This is a genomic window from Mycobacterium terramassiliense (assembly GCF_900157385.1).
Lineage (GTDB): Bacteria > Actinomycetota > Actinomycetes > Mycobacteriales > Mycobacteriaceae > Mycobacterium > Mycobacterium terramassiliense.
The window spans coordinates 34,448-54,896 of sequence record NZ_LT717701.1 but is presented as its reverse complement, the minus strand read 5'-3'; the positions used below and the strand labels follow the sequence as shown (position 1 = coordinate 54,896).

The 20,449-nt window shown below is 69.2% G+C and carries 19 protein-coding genes and 1 pseudogene; 13 read left to right on the top strand and 7 right to left on the bottom strand.

Annotation, left to right across the window (positions count from 1 at the left end):
* Nucleotides 1-46: 46 nt before the first annotated feature.
* The 7 genes from MTAB308_RS14855 to MTAB308_RS14825 all read left to right on the top strand — a co-directional run bounded on the left by MTAB308_RS14855 (nt 47) and on the right by MTAB308_RS14825 (nt 6,579).
* Complete coding sequence (locus MTAB308_RS14855; protein ID WP_077100244.1) at nt 47-1,207, top strand: virulence factor Mce family protein; 1,161 nt, start codon at nt 47-49, stop codon at nt 1,205-1,207.
* Nucleotides 1,201-2,751: a virulence factor Mce family protein gene (locus tag MTAB308_RS14850; RefSeq protein WP_077100243.1), complete on the top strand. Its 1,551-nt coding sequence runs from the start codon at nt 1,201-1,203 to the stop codon at nt 2,749-2,751. Before MTAB308_RS14855 ends, MTAB308_RS14850 begins: the two co-directional genes overlap by 7 nt.
* A gap of 191 nt (nt 2,752-2,942) precedes the next feature.
* Nucleotides 2,943-3,608, top strand: coding sequence for an Mce protein (locus MTAB308_RS14845; protein ID WP_077104369.1), 666 nt, complete (start codon nt 2,943-2,945; stop codon nt 3,606-3,608).
* Nucleotides 3,605-4,594, top strand: coding sequence for an RDD family protein (locus tag MTAB308_RS14840; protein ID WP_077100242.1), 990 nt, complete (start codon nt 3,605-3,607; stop codon nt 4,592-4,594). Before MTAB308_RS14845 ends, MTAB308_RS14840 begins: the two co-directional genes overlap by 4 nt.
* On the top strand, nt 4,591-5,145 hold the full coding sequence (locus MTAB308_RS14835; RefSeq protein WP_077100241.1) for a mammalian cell entry protein: 555 nt from the start codon (nt 4,591-4,593) through the stop codon (nt 5,143-5,145). The genes MTAB308_RS14840 and MTAB308_RS14835 overlap by 4 nt, the downstream gene beginning before the upstream one ends.
* Complete coding sequence (locus tag MTAB308_RS14830; RefSeq protein ID WP_077100240.1) at nt 5,112-5,825, top strand: mammalian cell entry protein; 714 nt, start codon at nt 5,112-5,114, stop codon at nt 5,823-5,825. The genes MTAB308_RS14835 and MTAB308_RS14830 overlap by 34 nt, the downstream gene beginning before the upstream one ends.
* Nucleotides 5,826-5,847: 22 nt before the next feature.
* Entirely contained in the window at nt 5,848-6,579 is a 732-nt protein-coding gene (locus tag MTAB308_RS14825; protein WP_077100239.1) for a YoaK family protein, read from the top strand.
* Here the strand turns inward: MTAB308_RS14825 and MTAB308_RS14820 are convergent.
* From MTAB308_RS14820 to MTAB308_RS14805, 4 genes are all read right to left on the bottom strand, one after another.
* The gene (locus tag MTAB308_RS14820) at nt 6,572-7,681 is read right to left on the bottom strand and encodes a phosphodiester glycosidase family protein (protein WP_108637323.1); all 1,110 of its coding nucleotides are present in this window, start codon (nt 7,679-7,681) and stop codon (nt 6,572-6,574) included. The genes MTAB308_RS14825 and MTAB308_RS14820 overlap by 8 nt on opposite strands.
* A 79-nt stretch (nt 7,682-7,760) precedes the next feature.
* Entirely contained in the window at nt 7,761-9,155 is a 1,395-nt protein-coding gene (locus tag MTAB308_RS14815; RefSeq protein WP_077100237.1) for a YhgE/Pip domain-containing protein, read from the bottom strand.
* 36 nt (nt 9,156-9,191) lie between these two features.
* Nucleotides 9,192-9,917 (bottom strand): pirin family protein, encoded by a 726-nt coding sequence (locus tag MTAB308_RS14810; protein WP_077100236.1) that lies wholly within the window; start codon nt 9,915-9,917, stop codon nt 9,192-9,194.
* A 10-nt stretch (nt 9,918-9,927) separates the two neighbouring features.
* Nucleotides 9,928-10,782: a MarR family transcriptional regulator gene (locus tag MTAB308_RS14805; RefSeq protein ID WP_108637322.1), complete on the bottom strand. Its 855-nt coding sequence runs from the start codon at nt 10,780-10,782 to the stop codon at nt 9,928-9,930.
* 62 nt (nt 10,783-10,844) lie between these two features.
* Here MTAB308_RS14805 and MTAB308_RS14800 point away from each other — a divergent pair, with 62 nt between their 5' ends.
* Entirely contained in the window at nt 10,845-11,984 is a 1,140-nt protein-coding gene (locus MTAB308_RS14800) for an NAD(P)H-dependent amine dehydrogenase family protein (RefSeq protein ID WP_077100235.1), read from the top strand.
* Here MTAB308_RS14800 and MTAB308_RS14795 read toward each other — a convergent pair whose 3' ends face one another.
* Nucleotides 11,985-12,557 carry a TetR/AcrR family transcriptional regulator gene (locus MTAB308_RS14795; RefSeq protein ID WP_077104364.1) on the bottom strand — a complete coding sequence of 191 codons (573 nt, stop codon included), beginning with the start codon at nt 12,555-12,557 and terminating at the stop codon, nt 11,985-11,987.
* Between the two features lie 104 nt (nt 12,558-12,661).
* Between MTAB308_RS14795 and MTAB308_RS14790 the strand changes: the two genes are divergently transcribed.
* On the top strand, nt 12,662-13,531 hold the full coding sequence (locus MTAB308_RS14790) for an SDR family oxidoreductase (protein WP_077104362.1): 870 nt from the start codon (nt 12,662-12,664) through the stop codon (nt 13,529-13,531).
* Here MTAB308_RS14790 and MTAB308_RS14785 read toward each other — a convergent pair.
* Both MTAB308_RS14785 and MTAB308_RS14780 read right to left on the bottom strand, forming a co-directional pair.
* Nucleotides 13,522-14,952: an alpha/beta hydrolase domain-containing protein gene (locus tag MTAB308_RS14785; RefSeq protein WP_077100234.1), complete on the bottom strand. Its 1,431-nt coding sequence runs from the start codon at nt 14,950-14,952 to the stop codon at nt 13,522-13,524. The two genes, MTAB308_RS14790 and MTAB308_RS14785, sit on opposite strands and share 10 nt — an antisense overlap.
* A pseudogene (locus MTAB308_RS14780) lies at nt 14,949-16,074 on the bottom strand (sigma-70 family RNA polymerase sigma factor). Before MTAB308_RS14780 ends, MTAB308_RS14785 begins: the two are co-directional and overlap by 4 nt.
* Here MTAB308_RS14780 and MTAB308_RS14775 point away from each other — a divergent pair.
* From MTAB308_RS14775 to MTAB308_RS14760, 4 genes are all read left to right on the top strand, one after another.
* The gene (locus tag MTAB308_RS14775; protein WP_077100232.1) at nt 16,022-16,861 is read left to right on the top strand and encodes an alpha/beta hydrolase; all 840 of its coding nucleotides are present in this window, start codon (nt 16,022-16,024) and stop codon (nt 16,859-16,861) included. The pseudogene MTAB308_RS14780 and the gene MTAB308_RS14775 overlap by 53 nt on opposite strands.
* 122 nt (nt 16,862-16,983) lie before the next feature.
* Nucleotides 16,984-17,733, top strand: a complete 750-nt coding sequence (locus tag MTAB308_RS14770; protein ID WP_077100231.1) for a DUF2786 domain-containing protein — start codon at nt 16,984-16,986, stop codon at nt 17,731-17,733.
* A complete protein-coding gene (locus MTAB308_RS14765) occupies nt 17,730-18,230 on the top strand; it encodes a TIGR04338 family metallohydrolase (RefSeq protein ID WP_077100230.1) in 501 nt (166 codons plus the stop codon). Before MTAB308_RS14770 ends, MTAB308_RS14765 begins: the two co-directional genes overlap by 4 nt.
* A 104-nt stretch (nt 18,231-18,334) precedes the next feature.
* Complete coding sequence (locus MTAB308_RS14760; protein ID WP_077100229.1) at nt 18,335-20,410, top strand: beta-glucosidase; 2,076 nt, start codon at nt 18,335-18,337, stop codon at nt 20,408-20,410.
* The last annotated feature ends 39 nt before the right edge of the window (nt 20,411-20,449 follow it).

Genomic DNA, 20,449 nt, shown 5'->3' with positions numbered 1-20,449 from the left:
CGCGAGGAGCGCGGTACGCGCGAGGAGCAAGCCGAACAATCGGCCAGTGAGGGGCGTGACGAGGATCGTTCGGCACCGCGCCTGGCAGGGGCTGGTGTTGGGGGCGGCCGCGCTGGTGCTCAGCTCGTGCGGTTGGAAAGGGATTTCCAACGTGGCGATTCCCGGCGGCCCGGGCAGCGGCTCAGGCGCGATGACCATCTACGTGCAGATGCCGGACACGCTCGCGATCAACGGGAACAGCAAGGTGATGGTCGCCGACGTGTTCGTGGGCTCCATCAAGGACATTCAGCTGAAGAACTGGGTGGCCACGCTGAAGCTGGGGATCGACAAGAACGTCAAGCTGCCGAAGAACGCGACGGCCAAGATCGGCCAGACCTCGCTGCTGGGTTCGCAGCACGTGGAGCTGGCGGCACCGCCCAACCCGGTGGGGCAGCTCAAGGATGGCGACACCATTCCCCTAAAGAACTCGTCGGCGTTTCCCACCACCGAACAGACCCTGGCCAGCCTGTCGCTGATCCTGCGCGGCGGCGGCATCCCGAACCTGGAGGTGCTGCAGAACGAGGTCTTCAACATCTTCAACGGGCGGGGCAACCAGATCCGGGCGTTCCTGGGCAAGCTGGACACTTTCACCGACCAGCTCAACCAGCAGCGCGATGACATCACCCACGCCATCGACTCCACCAACCGACTGCTGACGTACGTGGGTGGCCGGGCCGATGTGTTGGATCGGGCGCTGACCGACCTCCCGCCGCTGATCAAGCATTTCGCCGACACCAAGCAGCTGCTGATCAACGCCGTCGACTCCGTCGGCCGGCTGAGCCAGGCCGCCGACCAGTACCTGTCGGAGGCGCGCGGCCCGCTGCACCAGGATCTGCAGGCGCTGCAATGCCCGCTCAAGGAACTCGGCCGGGCGTCGCCGTACCTGATCGGGGCGCTGAAGCTGATCCTGACGCAGCCCTACGACATCGACACGATTCCGAAGCTCATGCGCGGCGACTACCAGAACATTTCGATCACCCTGGACGTCACTTACAGCTCGATCGACAATGCGTTCCTCACCGGCACCGGGTTGTCGGGTGCCCTGCGCGCGCTCGAGCAGTCGTACGGGCGCGACCCGGAGACGATGATCCCCGACGTCCGCTACACGCCGAACCCGAACGACGCGCCCGGCGGTCCCCTGGTGGAAAGGGCGGATAGGAATTGCTGACTCCCTTCATCAGACGCCAGCTGATCGCGTTCGGCATCTTGACCGTGATCTCGATCTTGGTGCTGGGCGTGTACTACCTGCAGATCCCGAGCCTGGTGGGGGTCGGCCGGTACACGCTCAAGGCCGACCTGCCCGCGTCAGGTGGGCTGTACCCGACGGCGAACGTGACCTATCGCGGCATCACCATCGGCAAGGTCACCGACGTCGAGCCGACCGAGACGGGCGCGCAGGCGACGATGAGCATCGACAGCCGCTACAAGATCCCGGTCGATGCCGTGGCCAACGTGCACTCGGTGTCGGCGGTCGGCGAGCAGTACCTCGACCTGGTGTCGACCGGGCACCCGGGCAAGGACCTCGCGGACGGCCAGACCATCACCAAGGGCACGGTGCCCGCCGAGATCGGCCCGGCGCTGGACACCGCCAACCGCGGGCTTGCCGTGCTGCCCAAGGAGAAGATCGGTCAACTGCTCGACGAGACGGCGCAGTCCGTCGGCGGGTTGGGGCCCGCCCTGCAGCGGCTGGTCGACTCCACCCAGGCGATCGTCGGTGATTTCAAAACCCAGATCACCGACGTCAACGACATCATTCAGAACTCCGGGCCGATCCTGGACAGTCAGGTCAATTCCAATGCCGCGATCGAGCGTTGGGCGCGCAACCTGAACAACCTGTCCGCGCAGGCCGCCCGGGAGGACACCCACGTGCGCAGCGTGCTGCGCCAGGCGGCGCCGACGGCCGACCAGGTCAACTCGGTCTTCAACGACGTCCGCGACTCGCTGCCGCAGACGCTGGCCAACCTCGAGGTCGTGTTCGACCTGCTCAAGCGCTACCACACCGGTGTTGAGCAGGTGCTGGTCTTCTTGCCCCAGGGTGCCTCCATCGCGCAGACGGTGGCCGCGCCGTTCCCGAACCAGGCCGCGCTCGACCTGGCGTTGTCGATCAACCAGCCCCCGCCCTGCCTGACCGGCTTCATTCCGGCGGCGGAGTGGCGGTCCCCGGCGGACACCAACCTGGCGCCGTTGCCGTCGGGCACCTACTGCAAGATTCCGATGGAGACCCCGGCCAACAGCGTGCGCGGCTCGCGCAACATCCCGTGCACGGACGCGCCCGGCAAGCGGGCGGCCACGCCGCGGGAGTGCCGCGACCCCAACCCGTACGTTCCGGCGGGCACCAACCCCTGGTACGGGGACCCGAACCAGATCCTGACCTGCCCCGCCCCCGCGGCGCGCTGCGATCAGTCGGTGCGGCCCGGCATGGTGATTCCGGCACCGTCCATTAACAATGGCCTCAACCCGGCTCCGTCGGACCGCGTCCCGGGCACGCCGCCGCCGACCAGCGACCCGTTGTCGCGGCCGGGGAGCGGCACGGTGCAGTGCAACGGCCAGCAGCCCAATCCGTGTGTCTACACTCCGAGCGGGCCCCCCGCCGCCGTCTACAGTCCGCAGAGCGGTGAACTGGTGGGGCCCGACGGGGTGAAATACTCCGTCGAGAACTCGACCAAAACAGGAGACGACGGATGGAAGGAGATGCTGGCACCGGCCGGCTGAACCCCCCACCCATGCCGAGGTTTCGTCGACTGCGTAGGCACTCCCAGAAGTCCAGTCCGAAGATCCATCAGGAGCCGGCGGCTGCTGCCGAGGAGACCACCCCGCAGCCGACGCCCGAGGACTCGAACGCATCCGAGGACGGCGCGCAGACCAGCCCGGCGGTGACGGTCCAGGACGGGACCGAGCAGACGCTGGAGTCCGAGGAGGCGGCCGACGAGGCGCCGGCATCCGACGAGGCGCCGGCATCCGACGAGGCGCCGGCATCCGACGAGGCGCCGGCATCCAAGGAGACCACGGCGGAGGAGACGCCGGAGTCCGGGGACGAGGCCGAGGGCGGCACCGCGACAGCCGAACGCCGGCCGTCGCGACTGGGCCGGGGGTGGCTCTCCGGCATCGCCGCGGCGCTGGTGCTGTTGGCCGGCGCCCTCGGGGCGGGTGGCTACTTCGCCCTGCGCTACCACCACCAAAGCCAAGTGATCGCGCGCAACGACGCCGCGGCGCTGAAGGCGGCGGTGGATTGTGTGTCGGCGACTCAGGCCCCCGACACCAACGCGATGGTCCAGAGCGAACAGAAGATCATCGAGTGCGGCACCGACGCGTTCCGCTCTCAGGCGCTGCTGTACACCAACATGATCGTTCAGGCATACCAGGCGGCCAACATCCATGTTCAGGTGTCCGATGCGCGCGCGGCGGTGGAGCGTAACAACGACGACGGCACGGTCGACGTGCTCGTCGCGATGCGCGTCAAGGTGACAAGCGACCAGTCGCAAAAGGAAACCGGCTACCGCCTGCGGGTGAAGATGGCATTCGCCGAAGGACAGTACCGGATTTCCAAGCTCGACCAGGTGACGAAGTGACGGTGGTGGTCGAGGAGATTCAGGCTCGGACTGAAACCACGGCGACCGTACCGGAGTCACCGCGGGATGCCTTGGCCCCCTGGCGCATTCGAGCGGCCGCGTTTGCCGTCGACGTCCTGCCGTGTGCCGCCGTGGCGACGACGATGGCGTTGGTCGCCTGGACCGTGGCCGCGCACCCCGTTTGGTGGTGGGTGTGTGTCTCGGTCGTCGGCCTGGCCATCCTGCTGATGTTGGCCGACCGGTTGCTGCTGCCAACCCTTACCGGCTGGAGCCTGGGACGCGGCCTGTTCGGAATCGCGGTGGTGCGCCGCGACGGCACGACCATCGGGCCGTGGGGGCTGCTGCTGCGCGACCTGGCCCACCTGCTCGACACCGCATCGGTGGTGGGATGGCTTTGGCCGCTTTGGGATTCGCGGCGCCGCACCTTTGCCGACATGTTGCTGGGCACCGAAGCGCGCCGCGTCGAACCCGACGACGAGGCGCTGGGAAAGTCGCGGCGCTGGACCACGCTGGCGGTGCTGATCGCGACGGCGGTGTGCCTCGCCGGGATCGCCTTGAGCTACCTGGTGGTTTACTCCCGCGATCAGGCGAGCGATCGAAGCAGGGCGGAGATCGAGGCGCAGGGACCCAAGATGGTCGCGCAGATGCTGACGTACGACCCGAAATCGTTGCGCGACGACTTCGCTCGCGCCCGGTCGCTGGCGACCGACAAGTACCGAAGCCAGCTGGCGGCGCAGCAGGACGTGGTCCAGAGGGGCAATCCCGTCATCAACGAGTACTGGCCCACCGACTGGTCGGTGCAATCGGTCACGCCGGATCGCGCGACGATGCTGCTGTTCCTGCAGGGGCGGCGCGGCGTGGGACCCGAGGAGCGCTACATCAGCGCGAGCGTTCGGGTGGAATTTGCCAAGGGCGCGGACGCGCATTGGCGCGTTGACGACCTCGCCGTGCTGACCAGACCGAAACCGCCGGGGAACGGAAAATGAGCCCCCGCCGCAAGTTTGGGCCCGGCGAGGAGCCGCTGCTCGTGGCGCGCCCGGTGCCGCCGTCGCGACCGCGGTGGATGCCGGCGGCCGTCGCGGGCGCCGCGGTGCTGATGGTCATGTCGATCGCGGCATGCACGCTGATGCTGATTTCTCACGATCGTCGGACGCGCGTCGCGTCGAAGGAGCGCGAGGTGCTCAGCTACGTGGGCGGGTTCATGACGCAGTTCACCTCCATCGACCCCTATCACGCCAACGACTATGTGAACCGAATATTGGCCCAGGCGACAGGCGATTTCGCCAAGCAATACCACGACAAGGCGAACGAGATCCTGCTGCAGGTCGCCCGGGCCGAACCCGCGACCGGCACCGTCCTGGGCTCCGGGCTGGAACGGTGGAACGACGACGGCAGCGCCACCGTGATGGTGGCCACCGACGTGACCTCCAAGTCGCCGGACGAAAAGCAGGTGTTCGAGAACACCAATCGTTGGACGGCAACCGTCACGCAGGAAGGGAATCAGTGGAAGATCAGCAACCTGCTGCAGGTGACCTGACCGCCGACGCGGAAAAGACCGAAGAATCCTCCGGCCAGGACACCGCGGAGGCCAGCGAAAGCGCCGATGGGGCAACCGAATCCGCCGACGTCGCCGACGCTGCCACGGCGGACGGCGAAGAGGCGGCGACGGATGCCAAAGAAAAGCGCCCCCGCCGCAAGCTGCTGGCCGGCAAGTGGCTGGCCATCGTCGTCACGCTCGCCGCGATGCTGTTCGTCGGTTCCGCGGCGTTCGCGGGAGCGATGGTCCAGCCGTATCTGACCGATCGCGCCAGCGCCGCAACGAAGCTGAAAGTGGCGCAGACCGCGGCCAACGCGATCACCACGCTCTGGACGTACACACCGGAGAACATGGATGGCCTCGCCGATCGCGCGGCGGCCTACCTCAGCGGCGACTTCGAGGCCCAGTACCGCAAATTCGTCGACGCGATCGTGGCCCCCAACAAGCAGGCGAAGGTCAGCAACCACACCGAAGTCACCGGCGCGGCCGTCGAGTCGCTGGACGATCCGAATGCCGTCGTCATCGTGTACACCAACACCACGTCCACCAGCCCGCTGACCAAGAACATCCCGTCGCTGAAATACCTGTCCTACCGGCTGTTCATGAAGCGCACCAACGGCCGCTGGCTGGTGACGAGAATGACGACGATCACCTCGCTGGACCTGACCCCGCAGGTCTGACGCGCCGGATCCCAACCCGCACATGCCCCTTGCGTCGCCGGTCTCCGAGCGCTCGACCGTTGCGGCGCTGCTGTTGCTGACCTTTGCCACCGGCTTGGCCGACGCGATCAGCATCCTGGTGCTCGGCCACGTCTTCGTGGCGAACATGACCGGCAACGTGATCTTCCTCGGCTTCTGGCTGGCCCCCAGGACCAACATCGACCTGACGGCCGTCGTGGTGGCCCTGCCGACGTTCGTCTGCACCACGATCGTCAGCGGCCGGTTGGCCCGGCATTTCGGTGAACGGGTGCGGCCTTGGATAACCACCGTGCTGGCAACCGAAATCGTGTTGTTGGTGACGCTGTCGATCCTGGCGGGCAGCGGCGTGCTGCACTACCACGACGACACCAAGCTGATCATGATCGGCCTGCTCGCGGTGACGTTCGGCCTGCAGCACTCGAGCGCGCGCCAGTTCGGGATCCAGGAGCTGTCCACCACGGTGCTGACGTCGACGATCGTCAGCCTTGGCCTGGACAGCCACCTGGCCGGCGGGACGGGCGCCCGCGAGAAGCTGCGTTTCAGCGTCGTTTTCACGATGTGCGCGGGCGCCCTGGTCGGCGCGACGATGTCACGGTTCGTCGTCGCGCCGGTGTTCGCGGTCACGGCGGCGGTCGTCGCGGCCAGCCTGCTGATCTTCCGCTTCGGGCCGGCCGGCGGCGATCGCGAGCGCGGCGAAGCCGGGCGAAGCGGGTCGCCGCCATCGAGCGCTAGTTGAAGGCAAGCCAGCTGGGCAGCGCCCGTTCGTGGGAGTCGCACAGCACCTGGCGGGTGTCGCACGATCCCCGTGGCGACCCGGCGCCGGCCCACATGCCGCCGGTGTCGCGCCGCAGCACGATCGCCGACGACCCGCCGCCGTCGAGCAGGACCGCGGTGTCGCTGCCCAGGCCGCGGAACAGGTCCTGGATGTTGTCCGGCGTGTAGCTGCCGCCCTCGAAGACGTACATTTCGTCGCGTTGCTTCACGTAGGCGAGGGCCGTTCGCGCCGCGCTGGGACCGCCGTCGTTGAGCTGCCCGGTCTTGCCGGGGGACAACAGGCCGATTCCCGATACCGCGACGAACCGCTCGTTGCGGTTCAGCAGGTCCGCGACCACCGGGGTGGCGACGTCGTAATCCTGAGGACTCTTGGGGCGCAACACATACGGCGCACCGCCGGCCGGCAGGATCATCGTCGACAAGGCACTCCAGCTCTCGCCGCCGCCGGAGAGGCCCTGCTTGCCCGGATACGCGACCGTGCCGGTGACGGCCTGGTTCGCCCGGCCCTGGCCGTGGGTGTTGTCGACGAAGGCGCCCAGCGGGGAACTGCAGCCGGTCTGCCGCCAGGAGCCGGCCTTCTGCGGCCGGATGTCGAAGAAGTTGGCGTTGATCGCGATCGTCGGCTGCCCCAGCCGCTGCCACGCCTGCAGCGGCGGGGAGACCTCCGATGCCTGCCACAGTCCCTCGCCGGTGCGGGCACCGGGATTGTTCTCGCAGCGCGCTTGATCGCCCTGGTGGCTGTCCACCAGCAGGTGCGGCGCGAGCCGCCCCGCCGCGTTCTTGATGACCATCAGGTGGCCGCCGTTGTTCATCTCGTACCAGCTGCCACCGGCGTTGAGCATCGGCGTCGGGCGACCGGGGCCGAAGTTATAGACGAGGTAGGAGCCCCGGGTGGTCTCGATGGCGTTGGCCAGCAGGTCGCGCCCGTCCGCGGCGCGCGCGACGGGTTGTCCGGAAGTGCACGCCAGGACCGCGCACGCGGCCACGGCGGTGCAGCAGGCCGCCAGCCGGCGCAGGCTGGCAAGGGGCGTCAGCACGGTGGACCTTTCGGCGCGTGTAGCTATGCAACATGAATAGCATTAGTCACACCAGTCACACTGTCAATTTCGATAACGAACGCATGACGCTTGGGCCGCACTCGAATTACGCTTGCTCGCTTGAACTTTCGCTCTCGGCGTCGGCCTGGCCCACCGCGGCGTTCTCCCGCTTGCTCACGCGGGCCTGGTGCTCCGCCTGGTGTTGCGCGGCGATCGCCAGCTCGACCGCCCCCTGGATGCGGTGGAAGCCCTGGCGGTCGTAGAGCTGCGTGATGATGCCACCTAACAACAGCCCGATCACCAGGCCGATCGTTGTCAACCACAGCGCCTGGGACAGACCGGAATCGGCGCGGCCATCGAGATAGACCAGCGAGCGCACGCCCAGGAAGACCTGGTGCATCGGCTCGAATTCGGCCAGCCAGCGAAAGAACGTCGGCGTGGCCTCCAGCGGGACGGTGGCGCCCGCGGACGGCAGCCCAAGGATCACGAAGATCAGCATGCTGACCAGCAGGCCCATCGAGCCCAGCACCGACAAGATGGAACTCGACGTGATGCCGACCGCGATGATCGCGAACACCCCGAACGCCCACAATTGCCAGCCGAGCGGAATGGGCATGCCGAGCCCGTGGGCGATGGCCAGGTAAACCGCCGACGTCAGCAGCGCCAGCACCACCATGATGGCCCATTTGAGCAGCAGGGTCTGGAATCTCGAGATCCTGACCTGCTCGGCGAATCGGTACACCGGCCCCCATTCCGCGGGCACATAGCCGAGGAGCGCGTCCACCAGCGTGCTGACCACGACGCTGCCGGTGAACCCCGCGAGCAGCAGCAGCAGCGCGAAATAGAAGGCCGACAACCCATTTCCGGTGCCGTTCGGCAGCGGGTTGTACACGTTCGCCTTGACCTCGATGGGGTTGGCGAGGCCCAGCGCCGACGCGCCGGTCAGCGGCGCGCCCCCGGTCTGCGCTGCGACGTCGGCCGTAAGCCGTTGCCCCACTTTCCCGTTGGCTACGGCGATCGCCTGGGTGAGGGTTTGTCCGGCGATGCTGGAGCCGAGTGTGCCCGCTCGCGGGTTCGTAGAGATGGTGACCGACGGCCGGGTCGCGCGGCCGGGCGTGACGGCGCTGGCTCCGTATTCGCGCAGGTTGGACGAGAAGGTCGGCGGAATGACCAGCTCCCCGTACACCTGGGCGGTGTCCAGCAGGCGTTGGGCGGCGTCGTGGGACACGACGCGGACGTCGAACTTGTCCTTGTCCAGCCCGGCCACGAGGCCGTCGGTGATCTGTCCCCCGAACGGCCCGGCGTCCTCGTTCACGACGGCGACGGGAAAGTGCCGCAGGTTGGTCATCGGGTTCAGGATGCCGCCGAGGTACAGCGCGCACAGCGCCGACATCAGCGCCAGCGTGACGACGATCGGCAGCGTCCAGAACCGCACGGTCCGAACTGCCTTGATATTCCGCTTGGGGTTGGGCGCCGCGTGCCGCGGCTGCGATTGAGACATGCGGGCTCCTGTCTGTCGTGCCCACTCTATGTGGTGTCAGGCGCCCAACTTTGCATGCATCTCCCAGATCAGCAGCTCCGCGGGCTCGGCCGCCGTCACCCGCGCGCCGTCGGCGCCGGTGAACCGGACCGCGTCGCCGTCGGCGAGCTCGCCGATGTCGGCCGCGTCAATCCGACCCCGTGCGACGAATACGTGCAGGTAGGGCGCCTGCGGGAGGTCCACCGAGTCGCCGGGTCGTAGCCGCGTGGCGTGCAGCGCGGCGTTGCGGTTGTGCAGCGTGATGGCCGCCTCAACTCCGGGGATGCCTGAGGCGATGGTCACAAGTCCGCCCGACAGCTCCGCGTCGCCGATCTCGTGTTGCTGGTAGCTCGGTGTGATGGCCGTCTCGTCGGGGACCACCCACATCTGCACGAAATGGACTGGTTCCGTGGCGGAGTCGTTCTTCTCCGAGTGCAGGATGCCGCTGCCGGCCGACATGCGTTGGGCCAGACCGGGATAGATGACCCCGCGGTTGCCGGCGGAGTCCCGGTGGGTCAGCTCGCCGCGCAGCACCCAGGTCACGATCTCCATGTCGCGGTGTGGATGGGTATCGAATCCGGTTCCGGGCGCGACGATGTCGTCGTTGTTGACCAGGAGCAACCCGTGGTGGGTGTTGTCGGGGTCGTAGTGGTCGCCGAACGAGAAGGAATGCCGGGACGTCAGCCAGGACGTCATGGTGACGGCACGGTCGGCCGCACGCCGAATCTCGACGGTTGCGGGCATGGGCTCCAGCCTAGGCCAACATTGTCTGCGCGCGCCGCAGCGCGGTGTCGAGCGCGGACAGGGTCAGCCCGGCCGCGCCCCCCAGGTGGATCTCGATTTGGTACTCGGGCTGGCCGTCCATGCCGAAGATCGGCAGGACGACGAATTCCGTTGACGCCAGCTCGGTTTCGAGCACATCGGTGATCGATTGCAGCGTCACCATGGTCATCAGGGTGGTGAGCCGGCGCGCCACCTGGGCGGTCGGCTCCAGCGACGCCAGCACGTCCGCCAGGCGGTGGTGTAGCGACTGGTGGGTGTCGTCGAACCGCCACGCTCCGTAGCCGCGGGCCCGGATGTCGGCGAGCACCCGCTGATGCTGGGCGACTTCGGCGCGCGTCAGCCGCGGCGTGACGTGCCGCAGCCAGCTCTCGACGAATACGTCGTCGCGCCAAGCCATGGCGACCAGTCCGAACGGCGGGTCGATGGGGAAGCGCTGACCGACGGCGTGTTCGCCGTCGGTGCCGTGGCCGACCGCGTCGACGGTGGTCAGGTGGCGATCGCCGATCCTCGACATCGAGCAGCCGGCGCCGAGCGCGTCATGCAGGAAGCGCAGCGCGTCGCGACCGCGGTCCAGGAGGGGGAACTGCGCGCGCAGCCCGTGAACCAGACCGAACAACCCACTGCCCAGCACATAGCGGCGGTCATCACGGCGCGCGACCCACGCGCGCCGCTCCAGTTCGGCCAGCACCAGGGCGCAGGTCGAGGTGCTGATCCGGCAGGCCTTCGCCACCTCCGCCGAGGTGCGACCCCCGGGTGAATCCGCCAGCGCTTCAAGCACATCCACGACGCGGGCGGTGGGCGGCGACTTGGCGGTTGACTCACCCACGCGTGGCTCCTTACGATCCGTCCAAAATCTACGAATAGCCGTCCTAATATTAGGAGAATATCGTGTTCAAGGTGGGAGTTTGGGGGCCGGGTTCGATGGGCGTGATCGCCCTGCGCGGCGTAATCGACCATCCGGAGCTGGAGCTGGTCGACCTCGTCGTGCACAGCGATGCCAAGGCGGGCCGCGACGCCGGAGAGCTGTGTGGGATCGCGCCGGTCGGGGTGACCGCCACGCGGGACCCGGCGCCGATGCTCGCCGGCGACGCCGACGCGGTGGTGTACGCGGCCGGCGCCAACCTGCGTCCGCTCGACGCCGTCGAGGACATGGCGTCGATCCTGCGGTCAGGCAAGAACGTGGTGTCGTGTTCGGTAGTACCGCTGGTGTTTCCCGACGCCGTCGACGCGGCGTTCACCGATCCGCTGCGCCGGGCCGCGCTGGACGGCGGAGTGTCGTTCTTCACCACCGGCATCGACTCCGGCTTCGCCAATGACGTGCTGCCGCTCGTGCTCTCGGGGGTATCCCGCGTCATCGAGTCGGTGCGGGTGACCGAGATGTTCAACTACGCCACCTACCCGGACCGCACCGCGGTCTATGAGATCCTCGGTTTCGGCAAGCCGCCGGAATACCAGGCCTTCGCGGCCCAGCCGGGAATATTCACGTTCGGCTGGGGGCCGGTGCTGCACCAGCTCGCCGCCGGGTTGGGCGTCAAGATCGACAACATCGAGGAAGCCAACGACCGCGTCCCCGCCGCCGAGGCCTTCGACACGCCCACCGGCCACATCGAGGCCGGAACGATCGCGGCCATGCGCTCCACACTGACCGGATACGTCGGCGGGAAGCCGACTTTCGTCCTCGATCATGTGACGCGGATGCGCGACGACATCGCCCCGGACTGGCCCCAGCCCCACATCTGTATCCCGCCCAAGGATCTCGGCTACGGCACGGCGTCGGGGCGCGGCCTGTATCGCGTCGAGATCGAGGGATCCCCAAGCATGCGTTGCGAATTCGAGATGGCCGAGGACCACGACCACGACCTAGGCGCGCGGATCGCCGGCGCGTCGCGGATGGTCAACGCCATCCCCGCGGTGTGCGCGGCCCGGCCCGGCCTGCTGTCGGCGCTGGACCTGCCGCTGATCACCGGTGCGGGGCTGGTCCGCTCGGTGGAGGGACCGTCACCGGACAGCCGGCTGTTCCCCAGGTGACTACTTCGCGGCGGGCAGCAGGGCGATGAGCGTATCGATGAGCTGCTCGGCGTCGGTTTGCCATTTGTCCCACACCAGGTGGCCGCTCAGTTCCAGGCCCGTGATGCCGTGCGCACTGGTCAGCAGGAGCGCCCCGTAGCGGCGCGCCCGTTTGGCACCGACGATGCGGCCCACCAGGTCGAGAAAGAGGTCCTGCGTGCGCTCGGCCGCCCGGGCCAGCGCGGTGGGATCACCCGCGGGCGTGGTGAACATCAAGCGGTACAGGTGCGGCCGGGTCCGGCCCACGGCGATCAGCGACAGCAAGGCGGCGCGCAATGACTGCTCGGGCGGGTTACCGCTGGCGACCAGAAGTTCCAGCGCGTCACCCAGTTCGCTCCACGCATTCGTGGCGAGGGCGGTGAGCAGGCCTTCCTTGTCGGCGAAGTGACGGTAGGGCGCCGAGCGCGAAACACCGGTGCGCGCGCCCACTTCGCGCAGCGTAACCGCTTCGGGTCCGCCGATATCCAGCAACACCTGTGCGGCGTCGAGGAGGGAGCGGCGCGTCGCCGCGGCCGCCTCTGATCGTGTCGCCATCCGGAGAAGCATAAGCGTCCTGCACTTGAGTTGACATCGTCAACAAAGCTGTTAGATTGTTGACGTTGTCAACTCAACGTGTCGGCCCCACGATGGAGACGGTTATGACTGCTTCGACTGACCCCGAACGGCGGGAACTGATCGTCGTCACCGGCGCCTCGACCGGCATGGGGGCGGCCACCGCGCGGGAACTGGCGCGCCGGGGCTTCCACGTGCTGGCCGGGGTCCGCCGTCAGGTGGACGCGGATGCGTTGCGCGCCGAGGGGATCGAGCCCCACGCCCTCGACATCACCGTGGAATCCGACGTCACGGCCATCGCCGACCGGGTCGCCCGCGATCCGATGCACCGGCCCCTGCGCGCGCTGATCAACAACGCCGGGATCGCCGTCAACGCGCCGGTCGAGACGTTGCCGCTGGACGAATGGCGCCGTCAATTCGAGGTCAACCTGTTCGGTCACATCGCGATGACCCAGGCGCTGTTGCCGGCCCTGCTGCAAAGCTGCGGCACCGTCGTCAACATCAGTTCCGTAGGTGGCAGGGTGGCGTTGTCGACCTATGGCGCCTACGCGGGTTCGAAGTTCGCCCTGGAGGCCGTCAGCGATGCGATGCGCCGCGAGGTCGCGGAGTTCGGGGTCAAGGTCGTCGTCGTCGAACCGGGCGGGGTGAAGACGGAGATCACCGAGCGCGGGATCGCCACCGCCGATCGCCTCAGCGCCGCAATGACCGCCGACCAATTGCACCGCTACGGCGATCTTGCTGAGGCGGTCAAGGCGCAAGCCCGATCGTTCACCGCGGGCGGTGTCACGGCCGAGCGCGCGGCCACGGTGATCGCCAAGGCGGCCACGGCATCTCGGCCCCGCACCCGTTACACCATCGGGCGCGATGCCGCTGTCCTGGTACGGGTGGCCCGCCTGGCGTCCGACCGACTGCTGGACCGCATGCTGCGCCTCAACCTGCGGCCGCACTACGCCTGAGCGCTGCCGAGGGGATACGTCGCCGCGGCGAGCTCGAGGATCTCGGCGCGATCGGCCGGCAGGATGAATCCCGATCCGATCGCGGTGTCCAGCGCCGCGGTGAACCCGTCGAGGTACTGCTCGGCCCCACCCGGATAGAGCCGGTGCAACGTTGCGGCGTCGAACGGCTCGCCGGACCCGAAGATCGCGGCCATCAGGCTCTGTTCGCCGGCTCCCGAGCTGGGCAGGCCGCAGGTCCGGGCGATGGGCACGTCCACCCACGGGGTCCGCACGCCGCCCCGGGCAACGCCGTTGGGATCCAGAACGGCCCGCGGCGGATCGCCGTCGCGGACCTCGATCGGCGGGGCCGCCGGCGCCGGCTGCCCGGTTCGCACCCAGGTGTGCAGGGCGGCGATCGCCGCCTGCACCACGTAATGGTGCTGCGGCGCGAAGTTGATGTAATGCCCCAGCTCCTGGCCCATCAGCATGTTGGTCGGGGCGTAGGCCGACACGACGGCGTCCAGCGGCGCCGAGCCGTCGTCGATCGGCGCCACCTGGACCGTGTAGTTGTCGGCGTGCGCGGCGCCGGCGATCTCCCAGACCCGCAGCCATTGGTCGTCGGGTTGCCTCGCGAGGTAGTAGCCGTGCCGGGGTCCGCCCAACAGGTCGGTCTCGGTGATGATCGTGACGAGCGGGACGCGCAGGTCGGTGCGGAATGCGACCGCGTCCGGCGAGGCGGCCTGCGACTCGTCGAAGATGGAAGCGCCGTCCAGCGGTGCCGCCGACGCGAAGCGGGAATGCACCAAAAAGCCGTCGTAGCTTCGGGCGAGTGGAGCGACGGCATTGACGTAGGTGGTCAGGAACATCGCGGATTGCGACTCGCCCACGGCGAGCACGTGGCGCACGGCGAGATCGCCCAGCGCGCCGTTGCGGACCAGCTCGCCCGTCTGGGAAAAGATGTCGTAGGAGAACTCGTCGCCGGGGTGATGCAGGGCCGCATACCGCGCCGGGTCCTGGCTCTTCAGCGACATGTCGAAGCCGAGCATGCTGGTGCCGCCGCCCTCCACCCCCACCCGCTGAGCCGAGACCGCGACGTAGGCGTAGCCCGCACGAAGGATCTCGCGATGGGCCATCATCCACACGGCCGGGGCGTCGATGCCGCCGCTGACATTGAGCCATTCGACGAGCACTGTGCCGTTGAAATCGGAGCGCCGTGCAGGGGTCAGCGCCACGATCCGCGTCGTGTATTCGGCGGTGCCGCTGGGCGTTACGCTCCACTGCCCGTCGGCGCCCAACTCGGCCGTGGGCGAGTAGGACGAGGCCGTGCCGGAGACGAAGAACTCCTCGGCGACGTAACCGACGGCGGCGATGTCAAAGGCGCCCAGCAACAGCAGCGGTTTGCCGGGCGCGGGCGCGACGAGCGGGGGCTTCCGTGTCGTCACAGGGAACCGGGCAGCCCGAATTTGGCGAACAGCGTGTCGTCGAGGAACGCCACCACGTGCGCGACCCGACCGTCCCGCACATCGAGCACGTGCAGCTGGAACGGCACGTGCACGTCGCCTGCGCGCATGTACATGGCCGCGCCGGGCTGGCCGTTGGCGATCACGGGAAGCAGGCGCATGTCCCCGGGGTGCTCGGCGGGGCACTGCTGGTGAATGAGCGTCACGATGTCCCGGGCGCCCCGGTACCATCCGACGTACGGCGGCATCTCCCAGATCGCCTCGGCGGTGAACAGCTCGACCAGCCGGTCGATGTCGTAAGCCTCGAACGCGGCGATGTAGCGGTCGAGCAGGTCCTGCGCCTCGGCCGATTCCGGCGGCGTCAAGCGGTCGCTCGCGCTGGGCTGCACGGCTTCCAGCTGGGTGCGGGCCCGCTGCAGCAGGCTGTTGACGGCGGCGGTGGTGGTGCCGATCGCCGCGGCCACTTCGGCCGCCTTCCACTGCAGCACGTCGCGCAGCAGGAGTACCGCCCGCTGCCGGGGCGAAAGGTGTTGCAGCGCGGCGACAAAGGCCAGCCGCACCGACTCCCGGGACCCGACGATGACCGACGGGTCCGCCGGGTCCTCGGTGAGCTCGGGCAGCGGCTCCAGCCAGGGCACCTCGCGACGCTCCACCAGCTCCGCCGTCGGGTCCGAGCTGGGGGCTCCCAAGCCGGTCGGCAAGGGGCGCCGCTCGCGCCCCTCCAGCGCCGTCAGGCAGGTGTTGGTGGCGATGCGGTGCAGCCAGGTCCGCATCGAGGACCTGCCCTCGAAACGGTCGTAGGCCTTCCAGGCCCGCAGCAGCGTCTCCTGCACCAGGTCCTCGGCGTCGTGCAGCGACCCGGTCATCCGATAGCAGTGGGCGAGCAACTCGCGACGGTACGGCTCCGCGTCGGTCGAGAAGTCCGCGCCGACGGCCGAGTCAGCGTCAGAGTTTCCGGCGTTTTCGGTGAGCAGCCTCACCCGAATGAGCCTACGCAGTGTCCCCGACAGAGTCTTTGTTAAGGCCCGCCCCCCGAGCCACTACGCTGCCCATGATGACTACGCGCACTGAACGGACCTTCGAGGGCGTCGGCGGCGTGCGCATCGTCTATGACGTCTGGACGCCCGACACCACGCCGCGGGCGGTGGTCGTGCTGTCGCACGGGCTCGGCGAATATGCCCGCCGCTACGACCACGTCGCGCAGTGCTTCGGCGGCGCGGGCCTGGTCACCTACGCGCTGGACCACCGCGGGCACGGCCGCTCCGGCGGCAAGCGGATGCTGGTGCGGGACATCTCCGAGTACACGACGGATTTCGACACGCTGGTCCGCATCGCCACCCGGGAACACCACGGCCTCAAATGCATCGTGCTCGGGCACAGCATGGGCGGCGGGATCGTGTTCGCCTACGGGGTCGAACGCCCGGACAACTACGACATGATGGTGCTGTCGGCGCCGGCGGTGGCGGCCCAGGAGCTGGTGTCCCCGCTGATGGTGCTCGCGGCCAAGGTGCTCGGTGTCGTCGTGCCCGGCCTTCCGGTGCAGGAACTCGACGTCGACGCCATCTCGCGGGACCCGGCGGTGGTGGCGGCCTATAACGACGATCCCCTGGTGTATCACGGGAAAGTCCCGGCCGGCGTCGGGCGCGCGCTGCTGCAGGTCGGCGAGACCATGCCGCAGCGGGCGCCGGCGCTGACCGCGCCGCTGCTGGTGGTGCACGGCTCCGATGACCGGCTCATCCCGGTCGACGGGAGCCGCCGGCTGGTCGAATGCGTGGGATCCACCGACGTCGACCTGAAGGTGTACCCGGGGCTGTACCACGAGGTCTTCAACGAGCCGGAGCGCGAGCAGGTGCTCGGCGACGTCGTCTCCTGGATCACCGCCCGGCTCTGAGCGGCCGTCGGCAAAGTGTCGTCTCGTTGCGTTAGTTTGGCGCACATGAGCCGCGCCGCGACGATGCAGAGCGGAGTACCGCCCGCTCGCGGGGGACGGAGCGATGAGGAGGAGTGGCGCACATGAGCGACGACAAAATGCTGGCTCGCATCGCCGCGCTGTTGCGTCAGGCCGAGGGCACCGACAACTCGCACGAGGCGGACGCCTTCATGAGCGCCGCGCAGCGGTTGGCGACGGCGGCGTCCATCGACCTGGCGGTGGCGCGGTCGCACGCGGCCAAGCGCTCGCCGGTGCAGGCCCCGACGCAGCGGACCATCACCATCGGCGCGGCCGGCACCCGGGGGTTGCGGACGTACGTGCAGCTCTTCGTGGTGATCGCGGCCGCCAACGACGTGCGTTGTGACGTGGCGTCGAACTCGACGTTCGTCTACGCGTACGGGTTCGCCGAGGACATCGACGCCACGCACGCCCTCTACGCCAGCCTCGTCGTCCAGATGGTGCGGGCGTCAGACGCCTACCTGACCTCCGGCGCCCACCGGCCCACGCCGACGATCACCGCGCGCCTCAACTTTCAGCTCGCGTTCGGGGCGCGGGTGGGTCAGCGGCTGGCCGAGGCCCGCGAGGAGGCCACCCGCGAGGCCACCAAGGACCGCCGCCGCCCGCCCGGCACGGCTATCGCCCTGCGAGACAAGGAACTTGAGCTGCGCGACTTCTACCGTGGCGCGTCGAAGGCGCGCGGCACCTACCAAGTCAGTCGCGCGACGGCAGGTTATTCGTCGGCGGCGCGCCGCGCGGGGGACCGGGCGGGCCGGCGGGCGCGGCTCGGGAACAGCCCCGAACTGCCCGGGGCGCGGAGCGCGCTGCGCCAGTGACGGCGACCCGCGATTCGCAGCGCGCCAAGGTTTATGCGGCCGAGGACTTCGTCCGCACGCTGTTCGATCGCGCCGCCGAGCACGGATCGCCCGCCGTCGAGTTCTTTGGCACCCGGTTGACGCTGCCGCCGGAGGGGCGATTCGGGTCGGTCGCCTCCGTCCAGCGCTACGTCGACGACGTCCTCGCCCTGCCGTCGGTGCGGCGCCGCTGGCCGGACGTCCCGCCGCTGCGGGTGCGGGCGCGCCGCGCCGCCACCGCGGCGCACTACGAAAGCCGGGACGGCGCAGGCACTATCGCGGTTCCCGATCGCGACACCGCCGACTGGGCGCTGCGCGAGCTGGTGGTGCTGCACGAGGTGGCGCATCACCTGTGCCGGGCCGATCCGCCGCACGGCCCGGAGTTCGTCGCGACGATCTGCGAATTGACGGGTCTGGTGATGGGACCGGAACTCGGGCACGTGCTGCGCGTGGTGTACGCCAAAGAGGGTGTGCGGTGAGCTCGTTCGGCGACAATGCGGGCCGTGCAGCGGCCCGAGGAGGAGCCGGACAATCGGGCTCTGCCGGCGATCCGGACACCCGGGCCCGCGAGGTCGAGGCCCAGATGACCGACGACGAGCGGTTCTCGCTCCTGGTCGGGGTGATGGGCGCCGGCGAACTGTGGCCCGTGCCGGACGAACGCATCCCGCCGGGGGTCCCGATGAGCGCGGCGTATGTGCCCGGGATACCGCGGCTCGGAGTCCCCGCGCTGTTGATGAGCGACGCCGGGCTCGGGGTCACCAACCCCGGCTATCGCCCGGGTGATACGGCCACCGCCCTGCCCGCCGGGCTGGCGCTGGCCGCCAGTTTCGATCCCGCGCTGGCGCGCGAAGCCGGCGGCCTGATCGGCCGGGAGGCCCGCAGCCGCGGCTTCAACGTGCAGCTTGCCGGGGCCATGAACCTCGCACGCGATCCGCGCAACGGCCGCAATTTCGAATACGTCTCCGAGGACCCGCTTTTGACGGCGACGATTGCCGCCGAATCGGTCAAGGGGATCCAGCACGAGGGCGTCATCTCGACGGTCAAGCACTACTCGCTGAACGGCAACGAGACCAACCGGCACTGGCTGGACGCGGTGATCGATCCCGACGCGCACCGCGAATCCGACCTGCTGGCCTTCGAGATGGCCATCGAGCGCGGCGCGCCCGGCGCGGTGATGGCCGCCTATAACAAGATCAACGGCGACTACGCGGCCGCCAACGACGTCCTGATCAATGGCGTGCTCAAGGGCGCGTGGGGGTACCGCGGCTGGGTCATGTCCGACTGGGGCGCCACGCCGGGCTGGGAATGCGCGCTGGCGGGCCTGGACCAGGAGTGCGGCGCGCAGATCGACGCGCTGCTGTGGGGATCGGAGGCGTTCGGGGACCCCCTGCGCGCCGCGCATGCCGAGGGCGGGCTGGCCAGCGAGCGCCTGTCGGACATGGTCCGCCGGATCTTGCGGTCGATGTTCGCGGTCGGCGTCGATCGTGCCCACGTCGGGCCGGCACCGGACATGGACGCGCACAACGAGATTGCGTTGCGGATCGCGCGCGCGGGGATCGTGCTGCTGGCCAATCGCGGCGCGCTGCCGCTGGCGCCGGAGTCGAGCCCACGCATCGCGGTCATCGGTGGCTACGCGCACGCCGGTGTCGCGGCCGGCTACGGCTCGGCCGCCGTCGTCCCGCCCGGCGGGTACGCCGCGGTGGTCCCGATCGGCGGGCAGGGCCTGGAGGCCGGCATGCGCAACCTGTACCTGCTGCCGTCGAGCCCGCTGAGCGAACTGCGAGAGCGGCTTCCCCGGGCGCAGATCGAATTCGATCCCGGCCTGGGCCCCGCGGAGGCGGCGATGGCGGCGCGGCGGGCCGATGTCGCGATCGTGTTCGCCGTCCGCGCCGAAGGCGAGGGCTTCGACGGCGCCGACCTGTCGCTGCCGTGGGGCCAGGACGCGGTGATCGCCGCGGTGGCGGCCGCGAACCCGAACACGGTGGTGGTGCTGGAGACCGGCAACCCGGTGACGATGCCCTGGCGCAACTCGGTGAACGCCATCCTGCAGGCCTGGTACCCGGGCCAAAACGGTGGCCGGGCGATCGCGGAAGTCCTTGCCGGCGTGGTGAATCCGTCGGGCCGGCTGCCGATCACGTTCCCGGTCGACCTCGGCCAGACACCGCGCCCGGAGCTGCCCGATCCCGCCACCCCGTGGGGGACGCCGACCACCATCGACTACTTCGAAGGGGCCGATGTCGGCTACCGCTGGTTCGCCAAGCGCGGCCTGGCACCGATGTTCGCGTTCGGTCACGGCTTGTCCTACACCAGGTTTGAGTATCGCGACCTGGTGCTCGGCGCCGGGGACACGATCAGCGCCAGTTTCAGCGTCGCCAACGTCGGCGACCGTGCCGGGGCCGACGTCCCGCAGCTGTACCTGACCTCGGCCCCCGGCGAGCGATGCTCGCGTCTGCTGGGATTCGAACGGGTGGAGCTCGAGCCGGGCGCGACCCGCCGGGTGAGCATCGAGGCCGATGCGCGCCTGCTCGCCCATTACGACGGGGGCGCGGGGACCTGGCGCATCGCGCCGGGCGGCTACACCGTGGCGGTGGGCGCGTCCGCGGTCGCGCTCCGCCTGGCGGGCGGGGTGGAGCTGGCCGGCCGCGCGTTCGGGCGCTGATTCGAGGTGATCCGCGGGCCGGGCGTACGACCGGCCGGA

Excerpts from the sequence above, each read along its gene's own strand:
- MTAB308_RS14770 (WP_077100231.1), top strand. The coding sequence starts at position 16,984 with ATGAGCGACGACAAAATGCTGGCTCGCATCGCCGCGCTGTTGCGTCAG.
- MTAB308_RS14795 (WP_077104364.1), bottom strand. The coding sequence starts at position 12,557 with ATGGCGACACGATCAGAGGCGGCCGCGGCGACGCGCCGCTCCCTCCTC.
- MTAB308_RS14810 (WP_077100236.1), bottom strand. The coding sequence starts at position 9,917 with ATGCCCGCAACCGTCGAGATTCGGCGTGCGGCCGACCGTGCCGTCACC.
- MTAB308_RS14790 (WP_077104362.1), top strand. The coding sequence starts at position 12,662 with ATGACTGCTTCGACTGACCCCGAACGGCGGGAACTGATCGTCGTCACC.
- MTAB308_RS14775 (WP_077100232.1), top strand. The coding sequence starts at position 16,022 with ATGATGACTACGCGCACTGAACGGACCTTCGAGGGCGTCGGCGGCGTG.
- MTAB308_RS14825 (WP_077100239.1), top strand. The coding sequence starts at position 5,848 with ATGCCCCTTGCGTCGCCGGTCTCCGAGCGCTCGACCGTTGCGGCGCTG.
- MTAB308_RS14760 (WP_077100229.1), top strand. The coding sequence starts at position 18,335 with ATGACCGACGACGAGCGGTTCTCGCTCCTGGTCGGGGTGATGGGCGCC.
- MTAB308_RS14815 (WP_077100237.1), bottom strand. The coding sequence starts at position 9,155 with ATGTCTCAATCGCAGCCGCGGCACGCGGCGCCCAACCCCAAGCGGAAT.
- MTAB308_RS14835 (WP_077100241.1), top strand. The coding sequence starts at position 4,591 with ATGAGCCCCCGCCGCAAGTTTGGGCCCGGCGAGGAGCCGCTGCTCGTG.